General features: G+C 70.4%; 15 protein-coding genes. 6 read left to right on the top strand and 9 right to left on the bottom strand.

Annotated features, from left to right (window positions below; translation table 11 throughout):
* Positions 1-43: 43 nt before the first annotated feature.
* Complete coding sequence (locus OHT21_RS40845; RefSeq protein WP_328773278.1) at positions 44-865, top strand: SDR family oxidoreductase; 822 nt, start codon at positions 44-46, stop codon at positions 863-865.
* Positions 866-1,062: 197 nt separating this feature from the next.
* Here the strand turns inward: OHT21_RS40845 and OHT21_RS40840 are convergent, their stop codons facing one another.
* The 5 genes from OHT21_RS40840 to glgA all read right to left on the bottom strand — a co-directional run bounded on the left by OHT21_RS40840 (position 1,063) and on the right by glgA (position 9,555).
* Positions 1,063-2,559 carry an SDR family NAD(P)-dependent oxidoreductase gene (locus OHT21_RS40840; protein ID WP_328773277.1) on the bottom strand — a complete coding sequence of 499 codons (1,497 nt, stop codon included), beginning with the start codon at positions 2,557-2,559 and terminating at the stop codon, positions 1,063-1,065.
* Positions 2,560-2,672: 113 nt separating this feature from the next.
* Positions 2,673-4,010: a wax ester/triacylglycerol synthase family O-acyltransferase gene (locus OHT21_RS40835; RefSeq protein ID WP_328773276.1), complete on the bottom strand. Its 1,338-nt coding sequence runs from the start codon at positions 4,008-4,010 to the stop codon at positions 2,673-2,675.
* A 272-nt stretch (positions 4,011-4,282) separates the two neighbouring features.
* Positions 4,283-6,934 (bottom strand): PA14 domain-containing protein, encoded by a 2,652-nt coding sequence (locus OHT21_RS40830; protein WP_443050555.1) that lies wholly within the window; start codon positions 6,932-6,934, stop codon positions 4,283-4,285.
* 179 nt (positions 6,935-7,113) lie between these two features.
* Entirely contained in the window at positions 7,114-8,334 is a 1,221-nt protein-coding gene (gene glgC, locus OHT21_RS40825; RefSeq protein ID WP_328773275.1) for a glucose-1-phosphate adenylyltransferase, read from the bottom strand.
* Between the two features lie 60 nt (positions 8,335-8,394).
* A complete protein-coding gene (gene glgA, locus OHT21_RS40820) occupies positions 8,395-9,555 on the bottom strand; it encodes a glycogen synthase (RefSeq protein WP_328773274.1) in 1,161 nt (386 codons plus the stop codon).
* A 415-nt stretch (positions 9,556-9,970) separates the two neighbouring features.
* Between glgA and OHT21_RS40815 the strand changes: the two genes are divergently transcribed.
* Entirely contained in the window at positions 9,971-11,161 is a 1,191-nt protein-coding gene (locus tag OHT21_RS40815; RefSeq protein WP_328773273.1) for a DMT family transporter, read from the top strand.
* Positions 11,162-11,185: 24 nt separating this feature from the next.
* Here the strand turns inward: OHT21_RS40815 and OHT21_RS40810 are convergent, their stop codons facing one another.
* Positions 11,186-12,340, bottom strand: coding sequence for a transglycosylase family protein (locus OHT21_RS40810; protein ID WP_328773272.1), 1,155 nt, complete (start codon positions 12,338-12,340; stop codon positions 11,186-11,188).
* A 235-nt stretch (positions 12,341-12,575) separates the two neighbouring features.
* Here OHT21_RS40810 and gndA point away from each other — a divergent pair, with 235 nt between their 5' ends.
* On the top strand, positions 12,576-14,015 hold the full coding sequence (gene gndA / locus OHT21_RS40805; RefSeq protein ID WP_328773271.1) for an NADP-dependent phosphogluconate dehydrogenase: 1,440 nt from the start codon (positions 12,576-12,578) through the stop codon (positions 14,013-14,015).
* 633 nt (positions 14,016-14,648) lie between these two features.
* On the opposite strand, the gene panD is transcribed toward gndA, so the two are convergent.
* The 3 genes from panD to OHT21_RS40790 all read right to left on the bottom strand — a co-directional run bounded on the left by panD (position 14,649) and on the right by OHT21_RS40790 (position 17,196).
* The gene (gene panD / locus OHT21_RS40800; protein ID WP_328773270.1) at positions 14,649-15,077 is read right to left on the bottom strand and encodes an aspartate 1-decarboxylase; all 429 of its coding nucleotides are present in this window, start codon (positions 15,075-15,077) and stop codon (positions 14,649-14,651) included.
* Between the two features lie 146 nt (positions 15,078-15,223).
* Positions 15,224-16,177, bottom strand: coding sequence for a TIGR03619 family F420-dependent LLM class oxidoreductase (locus OHT21_RS40795; protein ID WP_328773269.1), 954 nt, complete (start codon positions 16,175-16,177; stop codon positions 15,224-15,226).
* A complete protein-coding gene (locus OHT21_RS40790; RefSeq protein ID WP_328773268.1) occupies positions 16,174-17,196 on the bottom strand; it encodes a helix-turn-helix transcriptional regulator in 1,023 nt (340 codons plus the stop codon). Before OHT21_RS40790 ends, OHT21_RS40795 begins: the two co-directional genes overlap by 4 nt.
* 249 nt (positions 17,197-17,445) lie before the next feature.
* Here OHT21_RS40790 and OHT21_RS40785 point away from each other — a divergent pair, with 249 nt between their 5' ends.
* From OHT21_RS40785 to OHT21_RS40775, 3 genes are read left to right on the top strand one after another with little or no spacing between them, the layout of a single operon-like run.
* Positions 17,446-18,486: a sugar ABC transporter substrate-binding protein gene (locus OHT21_RS40785; RefSeq protein ID WP_328773267.1), complete on the top strand. Its 1,041-nt coding sequence runs from the start codon at positions 17,446-17,448 to the stop codon at positions 18,484-18,486.
* Positions 18,487-18,495: 9 nt separating this feature from the next.
* Positions 18,496-20,049 (top strand): sugar ABC transporter ATP-binding protein, encoded by a 1,554-nt coding sequence (locus OHT21_RS40780; protein ID WP_328773266.1) that lies wholly within the window; start codon positions 18,496-18,498, stop codon positions 20,047-20,049.
* Positions 20,046-21,044: an ABC transporter permease gene (locus OHT21_RS40775; RefSeq protein WP_328773265.1), complete on the top strand. Its 999-nt coding sequence runs from the start codon at positions 20,046-20,048 to the stop codon at positions 21,042-21,044. Before OHT21_RS40780 ends, OHT21_RS40775 begins: the two co-directional genes overlap by 4 nt.
* Positions 21,045-21,050: the final 6 nt, after the last annotated feature.

Genomic DNA, 21,050 nt, shown 5'->3' with positions numbered 1-21,050 from the left:
CACACCCCTGGTAGCTGACGGCCCGTCATGAGAACGTACGCGGATGACTTCGCCGTACGGGCTCACCGGCAAGGCCGCGATCGTCACCGGAGCTACCCGCGGTATCGGACGGGCGGTCGCGGAGTCGCTCGTCCAGGCGGGCGCGCGGGTGTGCGTGACCGCGCGTGATCCCGGCGGGGTAAGCCGAGTCGCCAAGGAACTGGGGGCCGTCGGACTCGCGGGCTCGGTCGCCGAACCGGCGCATCTACAGGCACTGACGGAGCTGACGCTGCGCGAGTTCGGCCGGATCGACCTGGTGGTGAACAACGCGGCGACCAACGAGCCATACGGCCCGCTCATGGACGCCGACCCGGACCGCTGGCGCGACGCGTTCACGGTCAACGTCGAGGCGCCGCTACGGCTGGTGCAATGGGCCTGGCGGGCATGGATGGCCGAGCACGGCGGAGCTGTGGTCAACATCTGCACGGAGGGCGCCGAGCACGTCGGCCCCAACGTGGGCGCGTACGGCACCAGCAAGGCCGCCCTGCTGCACCTCACCCAACAGCTCGCGGGCGAGCTGGCCCCCAAGGTCCGCGTCAACTCCGTCTCCCCCGGCCTGGTCCGCACCGAGATGGCCCGCTTCGTCTGGGAACGGGCGGAGGACGAGGTGGCCGCCGGACTCCCCCTCGGCCGCATCGGCGAGCCCGAGGACATCGCGCGAGCAGTCGTATGGCTGGCCTCGGACGCGGCGGAGTGGATCACAGGGGCGGACCTGCTGGTGGACGGCGGTACGAGGGTACGGGCGGCGGCCATGCCGCAGGCGTACGCGGTGCACGAACGCCTGCGGTCACAGGCACCGCCGGATACCGGCGGCACCGTGTCCTGACACAGCTGACCACGACACGGTGTGTGCGAGGTGCCCGAGATCAAGGCGGCGACGCGCTTGCCCCCAGTAGGGCAACAGGCCCGCGCAGGGCCTGCACGGAGTCGAACCACGAAGAACGCGTTGCCATCGCACCGGGCACCCTCACGGTAGGACAGCGGCTCCCGCGCAGGCCACCGGATTACCGCGGGCAGGCGGCCCTACCACTTGCCGGGCGCGTAGTCCTTCAAGAACACCCCGTACAGATCCTCGCCCTGCTCGCCCCGCACGATCGGGTCGTACACCCGGGCCGCCCCGTCGATCAGGTCGAGCGGCGCGTGGAACCCCGCGTCGGCGAGGCGCATCTTGTCCGGGTGGGGCCGCTCGTCGGTGATCCAGCCGGTGTCGACGGCGGTCATCAGGATGCGGTCCTTCTCGAACATCTCCTGCGCGCTGGTGCGCGTGAGCATGTTGAGCGCGGCCTTGGCCATGTTGGTGTGCGGGTGCCCCGCGCCCTTGTAGCCGCGGCTGAAGACGCCCTCCATGGCGGACACGTTCACGATGTACGTGCGGTTCGCCCCCGAGGCCGCCATCGTGGCGCGCAGGCGGCTGATGAGGATGAACGGCGCGGTGGAGTTGCAGAGCTGGACCTCGAGCAGCTCGACCGGAGTGATCTCCTCGACGGACTGGATCCAGCTGTTGGTGTCGTGCAGGTCGGGCACGAGACCGCCCGCGTCGATCGCCGTACCGGCCGCGATGCGCTCCAGGGACGCCGAGCCGGACACCAGCGCGAGGTCCGTGACGTCCTGCGCGGTCAGCTCGCCGCCCCCGGCCACCGGCAACGCGGCCACGGCACCGGAGCCGAAGGTGCCGATCACCTCGGCGGGCGGCAGCTCGCCCGACGGGAGCGGGGCGGACTCGGCGGCGAGCAGCTCGCTGTAGGCCCCCGGGGAGCGGCGTACCGTCTGGGCCGCGTTGTTGATCAGGATGTCGAGCGGGCCCGCGGCGGCGACCGAGTCGGCGAGCGCGACCACCTGGGCGGGGTCGCGCAGGTCGATGCCGACGATCTTCAGGCGGCCGATCCACTCGTCGCTGTCGGGCATGGCCTTGAAGCGGCGGATCGCGTCGTTCGGGAAGCGTGTGGTGATCGTGGTGTGCGCACCGTCACGCAGCAGGCGCAGCGCGATGTACATGCCGATCTTGGCGCGGCCACCGGTGAGCAGGGCGCGCTTGCCGGTGAGATCCGCGCGGGCGTCGCGGCGGGCCCGGTTCTCGGCGGCGCAGTTCTGGCAGAGCTGGTGGTAGAAGTAGTCGACCTCGACGTACCGGGTCTTGCAGGTGTAGCAGGAGCGCGGGCGCTGGAGTATCCCCGCGATCTGCCCGGCCTCGACGGCGGACGAGGGCAGGATGCCCTCGGTCTCGTCGTCGATGCGCTGGGCGGAACCCGTCGCCGTCGCCTCCGTGACCGCCTTGTCGTGGGCGGTCTTGGCGGCCCTGCGCTCCTGGCGGCGGCGCTGCTTCACCGTGCGGTACACGCCCGCGGTGGCGCGGCGCACGGCCACGGCGTCCGGGTGGTCGATCTCCAGCTTGTCGAGCTCCTCGAGCACGCTGAGGCAGACCGCCAGCCGCTCCGGGTCGATGCCGGGACCATACGAGGCGTTGGCCACCTCTGCCGTGTCCACGGCGGGGGTCGCCTGGCCGTCTTGTATCACCGTCATCGCCGTTGCTTCCTCGGGGTTCCGCGCCGCGCTCGAACCGCGCTCGCTTTCGAAGGCGGAATTTTACGGAGCGCAGGGCGAAGGCACCAAACCCGGCGTGATCACGACTCCCGTCACGGCGCGCAGGCGACGTTCAGTTCCTCCACCTCCGCGATCACCGCCTTGGCCAGCCGGTCCAGGTCCGGCACGGCCTCCGCGTCGGCGACGAGCCCGTAGTGGACACGTCCTCGGTACGTGGAGACCGCGACCGCGAGGGACTGGCCGCGGGCGAGCGGGGCGAGCGGATAGACCTCGGTGAGCGGGCAACCGCCGAGTTTCAGGCCGAGGCTGGGCAGCGGCACGCTGGTGACCAGGATGTCGAAGAGCAGCCGGGCCGCCTGTCCGACGACGGGACCGCCCAGCCGGTGCCCCAGCGGCAGCACATGGTCGGCAAGCAGGGCCACGGCGCCTGCGCCCCGGTTGGGGCCCGCGTCCTTGTTGCGGTTCATGGCCGTACGCACCGTGTCGAGCCGGCCGAGCGGGTCCGCGTCGTCGACGGGCAGCTTGATCAGGTAGCCGGAGAGCCGGTTGCCCTGGGGGTGCGCGGTGCGCGGGCGGCGCTTGGAGACGGGGATCAGGGCGCGGGGCTCGACGCCCTCGCTGCCGTCGCCGCGCTCGTCCAGCCAGCGGCGCAGGGCGCCCGCGACGATCGCGATCAGTACGTCGTTGACGGTGCCGCCCGCGCTCTTGCGGATCTTGTGCACCTCGTCGAGGTCGAGGTGCACGCCCGCGATACGGCGTGTGCCGGTCGGCTCCGACACCAGGGCGGGCGAGGAGCGGACACCCAGAGTGGCGCGGGCTACGGAGGTGCCGATGTCGAGGGCCCGGCCCACGTCGGAGAGGGTGCCGCGGACGAGGCCCGGCAGTTTGCGTACGTCCGGGAGGAAGCCGCGTGCGGGCTCTGCGGGGCGGGGGCGGGGCTCGGGCAGGTCCATGGGGTCCATGACCGCCGCCGCGAGCGTCAGCGCGCGCAGTCCGTCGGCCAGGGCGTGGTGGAACTTGAAGAGCACGGCGAACGAGGTGCCGTCCACGCCGGGCAGCACATGCGCCTCCCACGGCGGCCTGCCGCGCTCCAGCGGGCGCTGCATGAGCGCGCCCGCCGATTCGTGGAAGTCCGCGGTCGGCGCGTGCAGCCGGACATGGTCGAGCGGGTCGAAGTCGGGGACGGGCTCACGGGCCGCGCCGCCGAAGGCCAGCGGCTGCCCGAAGGAGCGCGGCCGCCATACGTCACGGATCCGCATCCGCAGCCCCGGCACACCCGCGGCGCGGGCCGCCAGCAGATCGGCGGCGTGCGCGCCCGCTGCGGGCGAATGGCTCTCGAAGACGCCGAGGGCGCCGAGATGCATGGGGTGCTCGGCGGACTCGATGTTCCAGAACGCCAGGTCGAGTGGTGCAAGCAGGTCGGAGGTCAATGGCTTGCTCTCGCGTCGACGACGGGTGAGCAAGCAGTCAACCCCTGACAAGCGATTACGGTCAAGTACGATCAAGCTACGCTCAGTTAACAGCAGATTAAGTCCTATCGCCCATGTGAGGGATGGGACCGGTGGGGTTCACGGGGGCATTTCAGGGTGGTCGAAGGGGGCTTCGGGGCCGGATACGGCGGTGCGGCCCCGCCCGCCCACCGCGGAGGTGGACGGGCGGAGTCTTCACGGCACGCCGGTCGCAGGATTCAGCCGGATGGCCGTCACGCGGCCGGGCAGCCCGCAGGGGTCGGCAGCGACGCGTCCCGGATCAGTGCCTCGTGTGCGGCCTTCAGCCGGGGCACATCGGGCTTGATCACCTCGCGGTCGTAGGTGAGGAGACCGTTCAGCTCCCCCTCCACGTCGGAGATCTGGGTGTAGACGGCGCCGTTGCTGCCCCGGCATACGAGTGCGCGTACCTCGTCGAGCTTCGTCAGGTAGTCGTCGGTGTAGGTGGCCGGGTCGACGTCGACGTACGACTGCTGGACCGACCAGGCATGCCCGGGCACGGCGAGGCCGAGGCCGCCGTACTCGCCGCTGACCAGCGCCCGCTTTCCGTCGGGTGCCGTTGGTAGCGCCGGGCTCGGGTAGCCGTGCTCGTCCATGAGGTCGCCGGTGCCGCCGTCGGCCCCGAGGTTGAGGCCCGACTGGCCGTTGACCAGCCGTGTCGGATCCCAGGCCTTCGCCTGCTCGGCGATGCGGCCCATGTCGTACTGGCCCCAGCCCTCGTTGAAGGTCACCCACATCACGGTCGACGGGCTGCTGATGTGCTCGTCGATCATCTGCTTCATCTCGCGCTCGTACTGGGCACGGGACGCGGCATCGGGATTCAGCCCGGCGGTCATCGCGGGCATGTCCTGCCAGACCAGCAGACCGAGCCGGTCGGCCCAGTAGAACCAGCGGTCCGGCTCCACCTTGATGTGCTTGCGGACCGAGTTGAAGCCCATCTCCTTGTGCATCCTCAGGTCGTACGCGAGGGCCTCGTCGGTGGGCGCCGTGTGCAGTCCGTCGGGCCAGAAGCCCTGGTCGAGCGTGGCCATCATGAAGACGGGCTCGCCGTTGAGGACGGTACGCGGGGTGCCGTTCACCTGCTTCACGGCGATGGACCGCATGCCGAAATAGCTGCCGACGCGGTCGCGGCCGACGCTCACCTTCAGGTCGTAGAGGAAGGGGTCGTCGGGTGACCAGAGCCGGGGCTTCGGGATCTTGAGTTCGAGGGGCTGTCCGGTACGGCCGCTCGCCGTGGCGACCTTCCGTTTACCCTCGTACGCCACTGCCGTGACCGGAACTCCGTCACGCACTCCCCTCGGCTCCACGGTGAGCCGGCCCGTCTCCACGTCCGGAGTGAGCTTGAGCGAGTCGACATGGTCGGCCGCGACCGGCTCCATCCACACCGTCTGCCAGATGCCGGACGACGAGGTGTACCAGATGCCGCTGGGGTCGAGGCGCTGCTTGCCGACGGGCGGGTTCTCGCCGCCCGCCGAGTCGGTCGGGTCGTAGACGCCGACGATCAGTTCCTGGGTGCGGCCGGGCTTCAGCGCGTCGGTGATGTCGGCGCTGAACTTGTCGTAGCCGCCCTTGTGGTCGGCGACCTTGGTGCCGTTGACGTAGACCTCGGAGTGCCAGTCGACGGCGCCGAAGTTGAGCTTGAGCCGCTTGCCGGAGCCGATCTTCCAGTCCGCGGGGACGGTGAAGGTGCGGCGGTACCACATGCGGTCCTCGTGCCGTTCGATGCCCGAGAGCTGGGACTCCACCGGATACGGGACGAGGATCCGCTCCTTGAGGTCCTTGCCGACCGGGGGCTTCTCGCCGGCCTCGGCCGCGGCGAACTGCCAGCGTCCGTTGAGGTTGCGCCAGGCGTCACGCGTCAGCTGCGGCCTGGGGTACTCGGGATGGGCGTTGCCCGGGCCCACCTCGTCGGCCCACTGGGTGCGCAGCTGGTACGTGGAGCGGTTGGGGCCGCTGCTCCAGAAGGCTTCGACAACGTTGCCGTCCGAGCCGGACAGGCCACCCTGGCCGTCGTAGCGGAGGTCGACGGTGCCGCGGGCGGTGCCGGTCTTGTTGCCGACGACGGGTTCCTTGAGCGCGACGAGCAGGGCTTTCGGGTCGGCCGGGTCCAACTGGGCTGTTCCGAGCGGCCATTCGGCACCGCCGATGACCGCCTCGAGGTGATCAGTGAGGCCGGCCGCGGGTGCGGTCAGCCGCTGCGCGAAGTCGAGCTTCAGGGTGCGGCCGTCCCCCAGGACCGTGGCCGCGAGAGCGCCGTCGTAGTCGTAGCCGTCGGGGAGGCGGAACGCGGACTGCGGGACGGCCGTCTTGCTGCCGCCGGGCGGGGTCCAGCGGAGGTGGAGATTCGAGCCGCCGTAGTGCTCGAAGTACTCGACCTTGATGTCGTAGGCCTGCCCGGACGTCAACTCGACGGGCGGGGCGGTCTGTTCGCGGTCCCAGTCGTCGACCCAGTGGTCGATGACGAGTTCGTCGTCGATCCACAGCCGGAAGCCGTTGTCGCCGATGATCGAGAAGGTGTGCGGGCCGGTCTTCTCCGGTACGAGCTTCCCGGTCCAGCGGACGCTGACGTCGTCGGACTGTCCGGTGGCGAAGTCCAGCCGTGGTTCGAGGTTGTCGAAGTCGAGCTGCCGGTCGAATCCGGTGGCCTTGAGCTCGTGGAAGTCGAAGGCGCCGGGGGTGGACTGGGTGTAGTACTCGCCCTTCAGGCCATGGATCTCAGCGGAGTCGTCGGCCGCGGCCGCGGTCGCGGCCGGTGCGGCGGTGAGTCCGGCGATGCCGAGGACCACGGCGAGGAATAACGCGAGGCGGTCTCTGTGCCGGCGGGGTCTGGCGGGTCCTGCCGGTCTTGCGGTTCTTCTGATGCGCACGGGTTCCTCCTTGGTTGAGGAAAGTGGCGGCTCGTCGCTCCTGGCCGGCTGCGGTCCGGTCGGCCTGGATAACGTTGTCAGGAACGGCAGTTGGCATGACAACACGGATTCCCGCACTTTGTCCACGGACATGACAAAGCCCCGGTACGTATTCCGCACCGAGGCCGTCATGGTGATCGTTACGACACCTGCTGGCCCTTGCCCAGGGCGATCACCCCGCCCTTGGAGACCGTGTAGAGCTCATGGTCCCGTTCCGGGTTGACGCCGATGGTCGCGCCCGGCGGCACCTGTACGTTCTTGTCGAGCACCGCGCCCCGTACCACCGCACCCCGCCCGATGTGGACGTTGTCGTGCAGTACCGAGCCCTGGACGACGGCGCCCGGGTCGACGACCACGCCCGGCGAGAGCACCGAGCGGGTGACCTGGCCGCGGATGAGGCAGCCGGCGCTGATGATCGACTCGCTGGCGATGCCGCCGGCGTTGAAGCGGGCCGGGGAGAGCTGGCCGGAGTGGGTGTAGATGGGCCACTGGCGGTTGTAGAGGTTGAAGACGGGCCGCTCGGCGATCAGGTCCATGTGAGCGTCGTAGTACGCGTCGAGGGTGCCGACGTCACGCCAGTAACCCTGGTCTCGTACCGTCTCGCCGGGCACATGGTTGGCGCTGAAGTCGTACAGCTGGGCCTCGCCGCGTTCGGTGAGCTGCGGCAGGATCGAGCCGCCCATGTCGTGTACGGAGTTCTCGTCCTCGGAGTCCCTTTGGAGGGCCTCGATCAGGGCCTTGGTGGTGAAGATGTAGTTGCCCATCGAGGCGAACACGGACTCGGGGTCGTCCGGCAGACCCGGCGGGTCGGCAGGCTTCTCCAGGAAGCTGTCGACGGTCAGACCGTCGGTTCCCGGAGCGATGACGCCGAAGGAGGACGACTCGCCCCGCGGCACCCGGATCCCGGCGACGGTCACGCCCGCCCCGCTCTCGATGTGCTGGGCGAGCATCTGCCGCGGATCCATGCGGTACACGTGGTCAGCACCGAACACCGCGACGTACTCGGGCTGGTCGTCGTAGATGAGGTTCAGTGACTGCAGGATCGCGTCGGCGCTGCCGAGATACCAGCGCGGGCCGAGCCGCTGCTGGGCCGGTACCGGCGTGACGTAGTTGCCCAGCAGGCTGGACATCCGCCAGGTCGTGGTGATGTGCCGGTCCAGCGAATGCGACTTGTACTGCGTGAGTACGCAGATGCGCAGGATGTCCGCGTTGACAAGGTTGGAAAGAACGAAGTCCACGAGGCGATACGTTCCGCCAAACGTGACCGCGGGTTTCGCCCGGTCGGCGGTCAGGGGCATCAAGCGCTTGCCCTCACCGCCCGCCAGTACGATTCCCAGCACCGAAGGTCCACCGCGTCGCATGCCGTGCCGCCCCTCTACCGCCCGGTTGTGCCACTTTCTTGTACTTCACCTGCTTGAGGCTTACCCCTCTTTGAGGAGTTCCTCGTACAGCTGGACCGTGCGCCGCGCCACCGCGTCCCAGCCGAACTCCCGCACCGCCCGCTCCCTGCCCGCCTCGCCCATCCGCCGGCGGGTCTCGGGGTCGGCGAGCAGTGCGTCCAGGGCCCGCGCGAGCTGTGCCGCGTGCTGCTCGGCGTTCTCGTCGACGGATACGAGCAGACCCGTCTCGCCGTCCTCGACGACCTCGGGAATTCCGCCGACGCGTGAGGCGACCACGGCCGTGCCGCAGGCCATCGCCTCCAGGTTGACGATGCCCAGCGGCTCGTACACCGAGGGGCATACGAACACGGCGGCGTGCGTGAGGAGTTGGATCACGTCCGGGCGCGGGAGCATCTGCGGGATCCAGAACACGCCCTGGCGTACGCCGCTGAGTTCCTGGAAGAGATCGCGGAACTCCCGGTCGATCTCCGGGGTGTCGGGGGCTCCCGCGCACAGGACGACCTGTGCGGCAGGGTCGATGTCGCGGACGGCGCGCAGCAGTTGGGGCACGCCCTTCTGGCGTGTGATGCGTCCGACGAACAGGACGTACGGGCGGTCGGGGTCGACGCCGATGCGTTCGAGGACGTCCGTGCCGTGGTCCGGCTGGTACAGGGCGGTGTCGATGCCGTTGTGCACGACGCGCACCTTCGCCGGGTCCAGGGCCGAGTAGCAGCCGAGGATGTCCTCGCGCATGGCTCCGGAGACGGCGATCACTGCGTCGGCGGCCTCGATCGCGGTGCGTTCGGCCCAGCTCGACAGGGCGTAACCGCCACCGAGTTGCTCGGCCTTCCAGGGGCGCAGCGGCTCCAGGGAGTGGGCGGTCATCACGTGCGGAATGCCGTACAGCATTTTCGCGAGGTGGCCGGCGAGATTGGCGTACCAGGTGTGCGAGTGGACGAGCTCGCGGCCTTCGAGGGCGGCGGTCATCGCGAGGTCCACGGAGAAGGTGCGCAGCGCGTCGTTCGCGCCGTCGAGCAGGGGCCAGGACCGGTGGCGTACGACTCCGCCCGCGGCGCCCTCGCCCCAGCAGTGGACATCCAGGTCCGTCAGGGGTCGTAGCTCCCGGGCGAGGAACTCGACATGGACGCCCGCGCCGCCGTACACGTCCGGCGGGTACTCCCGGGTCAGCAGGCCGACTCGCACCCGGTTACCCCCTGTCTCAGCGGCTGGTTCCCCCATGGTCACCCAGAACGGGCCCTATGGGGAAGACCGCAAGTGACAGCGGTGTGGGAACGGCATGACGGGCGGGCGAAGCGAACCAGCGTGCGACCCCGCGGACACGGAACGTGGCCAGGTTCGGGATCCGGCCGAGACGCACGAAATTCAAGTGGCCCAAACGGGCATACCGGCCGGAACATGGAAGTTGTAGGGGACGTCACCCAACCAGGGGAGGACAGAGCGCCCGTCGTACTCCATCGGCAGTAGGACTCAATGCCTGCTCAAGGACGACGACGCGAACGCCTTTGAAAGGCATCGTATTCAGCATGAAAACCGACCGTTCGCCGCGCCGGACTCCTCGCCGGCCGGAGCGCGCCAGCCAGACGCAGAGGAGGGACCCATGAGCGCCCTCGCACTGTCTGTGCTGCTTTCGCTCGTGTCCGCCGTCGCCTACGCCGGTGGCGCGATCGTGCAGGAACGGGTCGCCGTGGAGACACCGGACCAGTCGTACGCGCCCATGCGCCGCCCCGCCTGGTGGGCCGCGGTGGGTCTGAACGGCCTCGGTGGCCTGCTGCACGTCGTCGCTCTCGCCTTCGGGCCCCTCAGTCTGGTGCAGCCGCTGGGCGCGCTGACCATAGTGTTCGCGCTCCCCATGGCGGCTCTCTTCGTGCGCCGCAAGGCCGGTGCGACTGCCTGGCGTGGCGCGATCATGGCGACGGTCGGACTGGCCGGATTGCTGTCGCTGGTCGGCACGGCCGATTCGCAGTCCTTGAACAACTCCCAGCAGCTGGCGGTGGCCCTGGCCACGGGCGGTGCGGTGGTGGGCCTGATGATGGCGGCCCGCGCGGCACACCGGCACCCCGCGGTGCGCAGTGTGCTGCTGGCGATCGCCTCCGGTGTCGCGTTCGGTATGTCGTCGGTGTTCACGAAGACGGTCGCGGTGGACTGGACGGGCGGCTTCGCGCTCGGCCAGCTGCCCGCTCTGGCGGCGATCGGCGTCCTGGCCACGGCCGGCCTGCTGCTCTCGCAGGCCGCCTACCGGGGTGCGGGACTCGCGGCGCCGCTGGCCACGCTGACGGTGGTGAACCCTGTGGTGGCGGCCGCGGTCGGCATCACGATGTTCGGCGAGACCTTCCGGTACGGCTCGACGGGCACCGTTCTCGCCCTGGGCTGCGGTGTCATCGCGGCGGGCGGACTGATCCTCCTGACGTCGGAGCGGATCACCAGCACGGAGCGTACGGAGCCGGTTGCGGACGAGCCCGCCCTGATCCCGGCCGCCGAGCTTGTCGCGCTGCCCGAGCAGCGGACCGTCGAGGCGGCGGCGCTGGTCGCCGCCGCGACACCGGTAGGGGAAGGGGCCGAGGCGGTACGGCACGAGTTGCCGCTGGCGCCCGCCGCGGTCGTCGTGCCGACGCCGGTGGCCATACGGGAGGCGGCCGGTCTGACGCGCATCGGGTCCAACGGGCCGCCGCCGCGCGACGATACGCGGGACGGCGCGGACGAATCGGCGAGGCAGCCAAGTCCGTACGCCGGCCTCTACATCCCGCTGCTTCCGGTGCCGGTGGTGGCCGGCTCCCGCATCAGAACCTGAGATCAGGCGTACGCGGCGAAGCCGTCAGAGGCTGACGCCGCCCTTGCGCAGATAGGCGACCGGATCGATGTCGCTGCCGAATTCGGGCCCCGTCCGCACCTCGAAGTGCAGATGCGGGCCCGAGCTGTTGCCCGTGGAGCCGGAGCGGCCGATGCGCTGTCCGGGCACCACCTTCTGCCCGTCCTTCACAGAGATCGCCGACAGATGGGCGTACTGGCTGTAGCGGCCGTCGGCGTGCTTGATGACCACCTGGTAGCCGAAGGATCCGCCCCAGCCCGAGGTCACGACCTGACCCGCGGCGACCGACTTGACCGAGGTGCCGGTCGGCACCGGGAAGTCGACGCCCGTGTGATAGCCCTTCGACCAGGAAGCACCCGTCGCGCGGTAGGGAGTTCCGGCGCCCGCGTCCACCGGGGCGGTGAGCGTACGCGCCGACTCGCGGGGCTTGCTCTCGGTCTGCTCTTCCCTCTTCTCGGGCTTCTCGGGGGCGGTCGGGTTGGACACCGGCGTAGGGGCGGCGGGCTTGTCCGGGGCCTTGGTGCGCAGGCTCAGCCGCTGGCCGGGGACGATCACGTCCGGGTCGGCGCCGATGGTCTTGCGGTTGGCGTCGTACAACTGCCGCCAGCCGCCCTGGACTTCACGGGTGCCGGCGATGCCGGACAGGGTGTCGCCCCGGACGACGGTGTACATCTCGGCGGTGCCCGCGCGGGACTGGGGTGTGGTCTGCGGCTGTACGTCGCGGACGCTGCGCTCGGGTTTGCGGTCCGTGGTGCCCGACGGGTTGATGTCGGGGGTGTCGCCGCCCTGGGTGAGGCCCGCGCGCACGGAGCACACCGGCCAGGCGCCCGGACCTTGGCCGTCGAGGACCTTCTCGGCGATGGCGATCTGCTGGTCCTTGGTGGCGAGGTCGGCGCGGGCCGCGTAGGCCGTGCCGCCGAAGGCCTCCCAGGTGGACTGCTTGAACTGCAGCCCGCCGTAATAGCCGTTGCCGGTGTTGATGTCCCACTTGTTGCTGGACTCGCAGGCGGCGACCTTGTTCCAGGTGTCCACGTCGGCCGCGTCGGCAACCCCGGTGGCTATGAGCGGCATCGCCATTCCGGCGCCGCCCGCCGTGACCGTCAGCGAAGCGCGGTTGATCCTGTTCGGCTGATACCGGCGGTGCCGGCCCCGTACGGCCATGGAGTATGCCCCCTCGACATGCGTCAGCGGGGGCAAAAGTAAACGCAGCGAACAGGCCATGACAAGGCGGCAATCAGCCGCTCTGTCCCGTCAAGTGACCGGGAATGCACCCTTGTTGCGCGTCGGCTGAGGCAGAACGGCACGCCATGCGTACACATCGTCGGCAAGTCAGGATGGTCAGTGGGGCGATACTGACGAGCACCACCGTTTTCAGGACCTTTTAGGAGCCAACCGTATGAGCACTTCAGCGCAGATCGGCGTGACGGGTCTCGCGGTCATGGGGCGCAATCTCGCCCGCAACTTCGCGCGCAACGGATACACGGTCGCCCTGCACAACCGGACGTCGTCGCGCACACACGCGCTGGTCGAAGAGTTCGGCAACGAGGGGAACTTCATCGCGGCCGAGACCGCCAAGGAGTTCGTGGCCGCCCTGGAGCGCCCGCGCCGACTGGTGATCATGGTGAAGGCCGGCGACCCGACCGACGCGGTGATCCAGGAGTTCGCTCCGCTCCTGGAGCCCGGCGACATGATCATCGACGGGGGCAACGCCCACTTCGCGGACACCCGGCGCCGGGAGCGCGACCTGCGCGAGCAGGGCATCCACTTCGTCGGCATGGGCGTCTCCGGTGGCGAGGAGGGCGCGCTGAACGGGCCGAGCATCATGCCGGGCGGCCCGAAAGCGTCGTACGACTCGCTGGGCCCGATGCTGGAGAAGATCTCGGCCAAGGCGGCCGACGGTTCGCCCTGCGTCTCGCACGTCGGTCCGGACGGTGCCGGTCACTTCGTGAAGATGGTGCACAACGGCATCGAGTACGCGGACATGCAGCTGATCGGCGAGGCATACCAGCTGCTGCGTGATGTGGCGGGCTACTCCCCCGCGCAGATCGCGGACATCTTCCGCACCTGGAACACCGGACGCCTTGACTCCTACCTGATCGAGATCACCGCCGAGGTCCTCTCCCACGTGGACGCGGCCACGGGCAAGCCCTTCGTGGACGTCGTGCAGGACCAGGCCGAGCAGAAGGGCACGGGGCGCTGGACCGTGCAGATCGCGTTGGACCTGGGCGTGCCGGTGTCGGGCATCGCGGAGGCGGTCTTCGCGCGGTCGCTGTCGGGCCACACGGAGCTGCGCGAGGCCTCGCGGGGGCTCGCCGGGCCGAAGGCGGCGCCGCTCGACTCCGCCGCGGCGGGGGCCTTCGCCGACCAGGTGGAACAGGCCTTGTACGCCTCGAAGATCGTGTCGTACACGCAGGGCTTCCACAAGATCGCTGCGGGCAGCGCGGAGTACGACTGGAACGTCGATCTGGGTGCGGTGTCCTCGCTCTGGCGCGGTGGGTGCATTATTCGCGCGGCGTTCCTGGACCGGATTCGGTCCGCGTACGACACTCGGCCGGATCTGCCCAGCCTGCTCTCCGACGCCACCTTCGCCCAGGAGATCGGGGCGGCTCAGGACGACTGGCGGGCCGTCCTTGCCACGGCGGTTCAGCAGGGGGTTCCTACGCCGGGGTTCGCCGCGGCACTGTCGTACTACGACGCGCTGCGTGCGGAGCGGTTGCCTGCGGCGCTTACGCAGGGGCAGCGGGACTTCTTTGGGGCGCACACGTATCGGCGTGTGGATCGGGAGGGGTCGTTCCACACGTTGTGGGGTGGGGATCGGTCTGAGGTGGCTGGCTAGTAGCTCGGGAGGTTCTGGGGGTGGGCGGCTGCGGGCCCGTCGTGGCTTGTCGCTCCCCCACTCTCGGCTTCGCTCGAGCGGGGGGACCCCCATCGCGGCGGAGCCGCAAATTGATACAGCCCCGCGCCCCTGACAGGGCGCCTGTCTGAACCCGAATTGACATGGTGGCCCCGTTCAGCGCCGCGCCCCAACAGGGTGCCCGTGCTGAGCCGGAGCTGACACAGTGGCCCGGTACAGCCCCGCGCCCCTACGGGGGCGCGCCCACGCCTGAACCGGAATTGTCACGGTGGCCCGGTGCGGAAGCTTTCCGCACCGGGCCACCGTGTTGTTCGCCCCCTACGGCTGCAGCGGCCCGGGCTTCGGCAGTGGTTCGGGGCCCGGAGGCTCTGGGACCGGGGACGGGCTGGGGTCCGGTACCGGGTGGGGCTTGGGGTTGGGGATCGGATCCGGGAGGGGTTCCGGGCGGTCGGGGCCGGGGCCCGGAGGAGGGCCGGGGCGCGTGGGGTCGGGGTTCGGGTGGGTCATCGTGTCCTCCAGCCATGTGGAACTTCGGCCCTGGACTTGTCCCACGCGTACCCGTGCGCCGTACGCCCACTCACCCCGTCGCGGGACGTACGGGGCCCGGATGGAGGGTCAGACGGTGACCGCGGGCACGGCCTGCGGGCTGCGTTCCTGGTCCGAGTCCGGAACCGGCTCGGAGGGGTCCGCGCCGAGCGAGACGATCCGGTTGCCGGCGTCGACGTGCACGACCCGGGGCCGTAGGGCGCGGGCCTCGGCGTCGGAGACCTGGGCGTAGCTGATGAGGATCACCAGGTCGCCGGGGTGCACCAGGTGGGCCGCCGCACCGTTGATGCCGATCACGCCGGAGCCGCGCTCGCCTTCGATGACGTACGTCTCCAGGCGGGCGCCGTTGGTGATGTCGACGATGTGGACCAGCTCGCCGGGCAACAGGTCGGCGGCGTCGAGCAGATCGGCGTCGATGGTCACGGACCCGACGTAGTGCAGGTCGGCTTGGGTGACGGTGGCGCGGTGGATCTTGGACTTGAACATGGTACGCAGCATTGGGCGCTCCCAGAATTCGGCTCCCTGCCTGCGTTTGCAGGTCAAGGGCTATTTCTCCGGACCAGGGTACGGAACGGCTTCGCGAGGCACACCGAGATCCTCACCACAGCGCAGCCCACCCGGGCAAGTCGCTGAGAGGGCCCGCACTACGCGGTCAGCGCTGTCACCCGGCGCATCACGTCATGGCAGAACGTCCCGACCCCGTCCGGGTCGTCGATGAACTGGTTCGGCTTGATGCAGAAGGTCGTGAAGCCCTGTTCCAGTTGTTCCGGGATCGATGCCAGGGCCGCGCCGAGATCCGCCGTGGAGCGGTCGTCGGGGAACACGGCCTGGGTGCCGCCGATCATCTCCAGGTCGGTGACGTCCCGGCCGGCCGCCGCCATGGCTTCCTTCAGCAATTGCATGTCCTGCGGTGTGGGCCGGCCCAGGGGGTGGAAGCCGTGGCCGTACTGGACGAGCCGACGCAGGACGGGGCCGTGCAGGTGTTGGCCGCCGAACCACAGCCGTGGGCCCTCCGGTCGGTATGCCTTGGGCTCGAAGTAGACGTCCCGGAACGGGTAGTGCTCGCTGTCGTGCGAGATCGGGGACGGTCCCCATGCCTTCGCCCAGACCTCCAGGTGCTCGTCGAGCAGCCGGCCTCGTCTGCCAAAGGGCACTCCCATCGCGTCGTACTCGTCCCTGCTCCAGCTGACCGTGGGCTGCACCAGCAGCCGCCCCTCGCTGATCAGGTCGAGAGTGCCCAACTCCCGCGCCATGAGCAGCGGATGGCGCAGCGGGGCGAGGACGGCCGCGGCGGCGAGGCGCAGGCGTTCGGTGACGGAGGCGATGGCGGCGAGCAGGAGCAGGGAGTTGGGCCAGGGTGTGTACGGGTCCTGGTTGCCCGGGAGGGCGTAGTCGCGGGGGTTGCCCATGATGCCGTCGGCACCGGCGTCGGGGCCGAGCACGATGTGTTCGCTGACCATCACCGAGTCGAAGCCGGCGTCCTCGGCCTCGCGGGCCCACCGGACCGCCCTGGGCAGGTCGGCGCGGCCGCCGGTCAGGGTCCAGTTCTCGCTGAGGACGAGCAGCATGCGGGGTGTGGTGGTCACAGGGGACGTCATCTGGGTTCCCTCTCCACGAAGTACTCGATGTCCTCGGGCGCGGGCCGCAGCACACCGTCGCGTACGGCGAGCGCCGTCGCCTCGGCGCGCGAGGTGCAGCCGGTCTTGCGCAGCAGGTGCTCGATGTGGCTGTGCACGGTGCGTGGCGACAGGAACAGGGCCTGCGCGATGGCCTGGTTGGTCTGGCCCCGGGCGGCTCGCGTGAGGACTTCGAGTTCGCGCGGGCTCAGGCCGTACGGCAGCTCGGCGCGCTCCTCGGACACCAGGACCGCCTCGCGTGCCGCCGGACCCGCCGTGCACCGTTGCAGCACCACCCGGCACCATCCGGAGCCGACCGGCCACAACGCCCGCAGCCGCAGGCCCCGCGAGAGGGTGAACGCCTCCGTGATCCGTCGGAAGTCCTCGTCGTCCAGCGCCTCGGCGGGCGCCCGGCCCGGCAGGTCGATGACGCCGCCGGAAGTGACGAGGTTCGCCGCCGCTCCCGCCGGGAGTTCGTGGAAGCCACCGGCGTGTGCGGTGGGGTCGGCGAGGGCGCCCAGTGCGGGCAGGATCGAGGCGAGCAGGTGTCGCGCCTCGGTGTCGTAGATGTCCGCGCCTTCCGCGGAGAGGTGGATGAGGCCGACGAGGCGGCCTTGGTGGCGCAGCGCGCCGGTCAGCCCGTCACGGAAGCCGGCGGGGCGGACTCGCTCTGCGTAGAACCAGCCGTGCCGGAAGCGCGGTCCGGGATCGTCGGCGTCCTCGGAGATGGAGCGCGGCAGCTCCTGTCGTACGACGTTGGCGTACCACGGCGTCGAGACGAACTCGGCGGCCAGGGACTGCGAGGCCGCGGCTGGGTAGCCGACGCCGGCGATCTGCACATGCGCCCCGGATACAGGATCGATCCCGAGCAGGGACGCGGCGTCGAACGGAAGGGCGCGGCCGAGTTCCTGCAAGGCCTGGCCGCAGGCCGTGGCGGTGTCGCGCTCGCGCGTGAGCATGCCGATGCGCGTCGCGGCGGCGATCTGCTGGGGGCCGAGCATGCGAACCTCCCGACGGCTCTTGGCGCTACGAAGATTGCAGAGGTCGATCGTTTGGGCCCTAACGATATGCGAGTCCGGGGCCCCGGACAAGGCTTTTACCGTTCCGGCACCCGGCCCCTCCTGCTCGGCGTCCGCGCGCTCGGAGAGTCGGTATTTGTACGGATGGCAGGGCACAAGGCCCGGCGCTTTCCTGTTCGGCACAGCCGGACGCCCGCCGTGACGGGCCCGTTTCCCTGGGAGAACCCCGCCATGACCCGATTCCAGCAAGCCGCCTCCGCGGCTTCACGCCGGCAGTTCCTCGCATGGTCCGGCGGCATCACAGCGGCCACCGCGCTGGCCGCCGCGGGCTGTTCGGCGCCGGACGACGGCGCGAGCTCGAAAGCCGCGGCCGCCGGCTCGTCGGCGGAGGCGAAGACCCTCACCAAGATCGGCCTGGACTATCCGTTCACCCAGCTCCCCCTGTACTCGACGCTGGTGAAACTCTCCACCAAGGCCGCAAAGCAGCACGGCATCACCCTGCTGACCACGAGCGACGCGAGCAACGCCGACACTCAGGCCACCAATCTGAGCGCCTGGGTCTCGCAGAAGGTCCCGGCCATCGTGTCGTTCCCGATGGTCTTCGAGGCCACCGAGGCCACCGCCAAGCGGGCCCTCGACGCCGGGCTGATCTGGGTGACGTACGGCGGAACGCTGCAACACCAGAGCGCGGACATCCAGTTCAGCTTCCTCGAGGGCGGCACCCTGCTCGGGGAGGCCGCCGCGAAGTGGGCCGAAGAGCGGCTCGGCGGCAAGGGCAAGATCGCGTTCCTCACCGACAGCACGATCCAGCTGGGCCGTGAGCGTACGAAGGGCATGATCGACGCCTTCACCAAGCACGCGCCCGGTGTCGACGTGGTCGCGAAGGAGCAGGCCATCGACCCGGACACCGGGCTCTCGAAGACCCGGGCCATCCTCGCCAAGCACCCCGACCTCAATATCCTCCTCGGCGTCACGGACGCCGCCGCGTACGGCGGCTTCAAGGCCCTCCAGCAGACGGGGCGGGTGAAGGCCGACGCCAAGACCTTCGTGGGAGGGCAGGACGGAGCGGCCCCTTCCCTCCTCGCCATCAAGCAGGGCACGTTCTACCGGGCCTCCGCCGCGCTGGCGCCCCAGGACATCGCGAACGCCATCGTCGACGTACCCATGGCCGTCGCCGCCGGGAAGGCGAACCCAAGCGCGCAGGTGCCGATCACGCTCGTCCAGCACGCCGACACCGCGCGGATCGACGACCTGCTCGCGCAGAACTCCTAGGCGGCCGGCATGACGGGCAAGACAGGCATGGCGGAACCGAATCTCCGTATCCGCGGACTCAGCAAGTCCTTCGGCGGGGTCCGGGCGCTGGACCGCGTGGACCTCACCGTCCCGGCGGGCCAAGTGCACGCCCTCCTCGGCCACAACGGCGCCGGCAAGTCCACCCTGATCAAGTGCCTCGGCGGGGCCTTCCCGCCGGACGCGGGCACCATCGAGGTGGGCGGCAGCAGCCACACACGGCTGAGCCCGCGTGAGTCGATCGCCGCCGGAGTGGCGATCATCTTCCAGACGCTCAGCGTCGTCGACTCTCTGACGGTGGCCGAGAACATCTTCCTCGGCCAGGAATGGACCAAGTACGGCCGAATCGACCGCCGGGCCCAGGAGGAGGTCGCGGCCGGGCTGCTCCAGCGGGTGGCGGCGAACTGCTCCCCTCGCGACAGAGTGGGCGAACTGCCCATGGGGCAACGGCAGTTGGTGGAGATCGCCAAGGCGCTCAGCCGCAGCGCCTCGGTCCTCGTCCTGGACGAGCCCACCGCCGCCCTGTCCGGGGCCGAGAGCGACGCGCTGGCCGAGCGGGTCGAAGACCTGCGCACCCAGGGACTGGCCATCGTGTACGTCACTCATCTGCTGGCCGAGGTGGAGCGGCTCGCGGACGCCGTGACGGTGCTGCGGGACGGGCGGGTGACGCATCAGTCGGAGGTGTCGGGACGGAGTCGGCAGGAGTTGGTCGACGCGATCGTTGGCCCGGCGTCTGCCCTCTCGCCGGGCACGACGACGCGTGCCCCGGCCGGCTCCGACGCGCCGCGCCCGCCCTGCCTCACGGTGGACGGCCTGCGCGGTCCCGGATTCGGTCCCGTCGACGTGGACGTGGCCGAAGGCGAGATCGTCGGCCTGTTCGGGCTCATCGGCTCCGGCCGTACGCGCGTCCTGGAGACCCTCTTCGGCAGGCGCCGCGCATCGGGTGGGACCGTGCGCGTCAAAGGCCGTGTCGTCGAAGCCGTCCGGCCTGCCGACGCACTGGCCGCGGGGATCGCCCTCGTACCGGCGGACCGGCGCAGACAGGGCCTGTTCCCGGTGCTGAGCGCGCAGGACAACGCGCTGCTGCCGGCGATCCGTCCGCTCGCCCGGCGCGGCGTACGGGCGCTGCGCGCCGAGCGGCGGATCTTCGGCGCGCTCAGCGAGGCCGTGGGGCTGCGCCCGGCCCGGCCGGGCCTGCCGGCGGCCGCCTTCTCCGGCGGGAACCAGCAGAAGCTCGTCCTCGGCCGCTGGATCAACGAGGCGCACAACGTCGACGTCCTGCTCCTCGACGAGCCCACCCAAGGCGTCGACGTGGGCGCCCGGCAGGAGATCTACCAGGTCGTCTCCTCACTCGCCGCGCAGCGCGGCACCGCCATGCTGTTCGCGTCCAGCGATCCGGAGGAGGTCGTCGCGCTCGCCCACCGCTGCCTGATCGTCTCCGCCGGCCGGATCGTCGGCGAGCTCAGCGGCGCCGAACTCACCGAGGCCGCGCTCCTGTCGGCCCTTCACGACCCCGCCCCCGCGACCTCGGAAGGAGCGGCATGACGACCGCGACCACCTCCCCCGCCGACCGCCTCGTTCCGGGCCCGCGCACCCTGGCCGGCAGCGGACTCGCCACCGTGCGGCGGCATCCGCTGCTCGTCGTCCTCGCTTTGATGGTGCTGGTGTTCCAGCTGACGACCGGCAGCTTCCTCGACGGGGGCAACCTCCGCGGGATCGCCACGGACGCGGCCACCCTCACCCTCGTGGCCGTGCCTCTGGCGCTGCTGGTCATCAGCGGTTATCTCGATCTGTCGGTCGGCTCCACGGTCGCTCTGGGCGGCCTTGTCGCCGGCTGGCTCGCCGGGCAGCAGCACCAGTCACCCGTCGTCGCCGTGCTCGGCGCCCTCGCCGTGGGGGCGGCGGTGGGCGCCGTGAACGGCATCCTGTGCTGCTATCTGGGGCTGTCCTCGTTCATCGTGACGCTGGGCATGCTGACCGCGGTACGCGGACTCGCTCAGCAGCTCTTCCCGCTGCCGCTGAGCGGCTTCGGCTCCGGGTTCGCCTGGCTCGGAGGGTCGCGGATCGCCGGAATCGACGCACCGGTCGTCATCGCGCTGCTGGTGCTTGTGGCGGGTGCGCTGTTCCTGGCGCTCACCCCGGCCGGTCGGCACGTCTTCGCCATCGGTGTCAACCGGGAGGCCGCCCATCTCTCCGGCATCAGCGTCCGCCGTACGCCCTTCGCCCTGTTCGTCGTCACCTCGGTCGCGGCGGCCCTCGCCGGCGCGATCAAGGCGTCCGTACTGGACAGCGCGGTCGCCGGAACCTCGGGCGCCGGCTTCGAACTGACCGTGCTCACCGCCGTCCTGCTCGGCGGAGTCGCGCTCACCGGCGGCTCGGGCTCCGTCTTCGGGGTGCTGCTCGGCGTACTGTTCCTGGGCTGTCTGCAGAACGGGCTGACGCTGCTGAACGTGCCGGCCTTCTGGCAGCAGATGGCGCAGGGCATCGCCCTGGTGGCGGGCGCGGCGCTCGCCTACTTCGGTCCGCGGCTGACGCGGTGACCCTTC

The sequence above is a fragment of the Streptomyces sp. NBC_00286 genome (genome assembly GCF_036173125.1).
GTDB lineage: Bacteria > Actinomycetota > Actinomycetes > Streptomycetales > Streptomycetaceae > Streptomyces.
Note: the sequence above shows the minus strand (reverse complement) of the source record. Positions and strands in the feature narration are given on the sequence as shown.

What these genes read in the sequence shown, in the direction of transcription:
- OHT21_RS40815 (WP_328773273.1), top strand. Translation starts at nt 9,971, where the DNA reads ATGAGCGCCCTCGCACTGTCTGTGCTGCTTTCGCTCGTGTCCGCCGTC.
- OHT21_RS40780 (WP_328773266.1), top strand. Translation starts at nt 18,496, where the DNA reads ATGACGGGCAAGACAGGCATGGCGGAACCGAATCTCCGTATCCGCGGA.
- OHT21_RS40845 (WP_328773278.1), top strand. Translation starts at nt 44, where the DNA reads ATGACTTCGCCGTACGGGCTCACCGGCAAGGCCGCGATCGTCACCGGA.
- OHT21_RS40810 (WP_328773272.1), bottom strand. Translation starts at nt 12,340, where the DNA reads ATGGCCGTACGGGGCCGGCACCGCCGGTATCAGCCGAACAGGATCAAC.
- OHT21_RS40785 (WP_328773267.1), top strand. Translation starts at nt 17,446, where the DNA reads ATGACCCGATTCCAGCAAGCCGCCTCCGCGGCTTCACGCCGGCAGTTC.
- OHT21_RS40795 (WP_328773269.1), bottom strand. Translation starts at nt 16,177, where the DNA reads ATGACGTCCCCTGTGACCACCACACCCCGCATGCTGCTCGTCCTCAGC.
- OHT21_RS40775 (WP_328773265.1), top strand. Translation starts at nt 20,046, where the DNA reads ATGACGACCGCGACCACCTCCCCCGCCGACCGCCTCGTTCCGGGCCCG.
- OHT21_RS40840 (WP_328773277.1), bottom strand. Translation starts at nt 2,559, where the DNA reads ATGACGGTGATACAAGACGGCCAGGCGACCCCCGCCGTGGACACGGCA.
- panD (WP_328773270.1), bottom strand. Translation starts at nt 15,077, where the DNA reads ATGCTGCGTACCATGTTCAAGTCCAAGATCCACCGCGCCACCGTCACC.
- gndA (WP_328773271.1), top strand. Translation starts at nt 12,576, where the DNA reads ATGAGCACTTCAGCGCAGATCGGCGTGACGGGTCTCGCGGTCATGGGG.
- OHT21_RS40790 (WP_328773268.1), bottom strand. Translation starts at nt 17,196, where the DNA reads ATGCTCGGCCCCCAGCAGATCGCCGCCGCGACGCGCATCGGCATGCTC.
- glgC (WP_328773275.1), bottom strand. Translation starts at nt 8,334, where the DNA reads ATGCGACGCGGTGGACCTTCGGTGCTGGGAATCGTACTGGCGGGCGGT.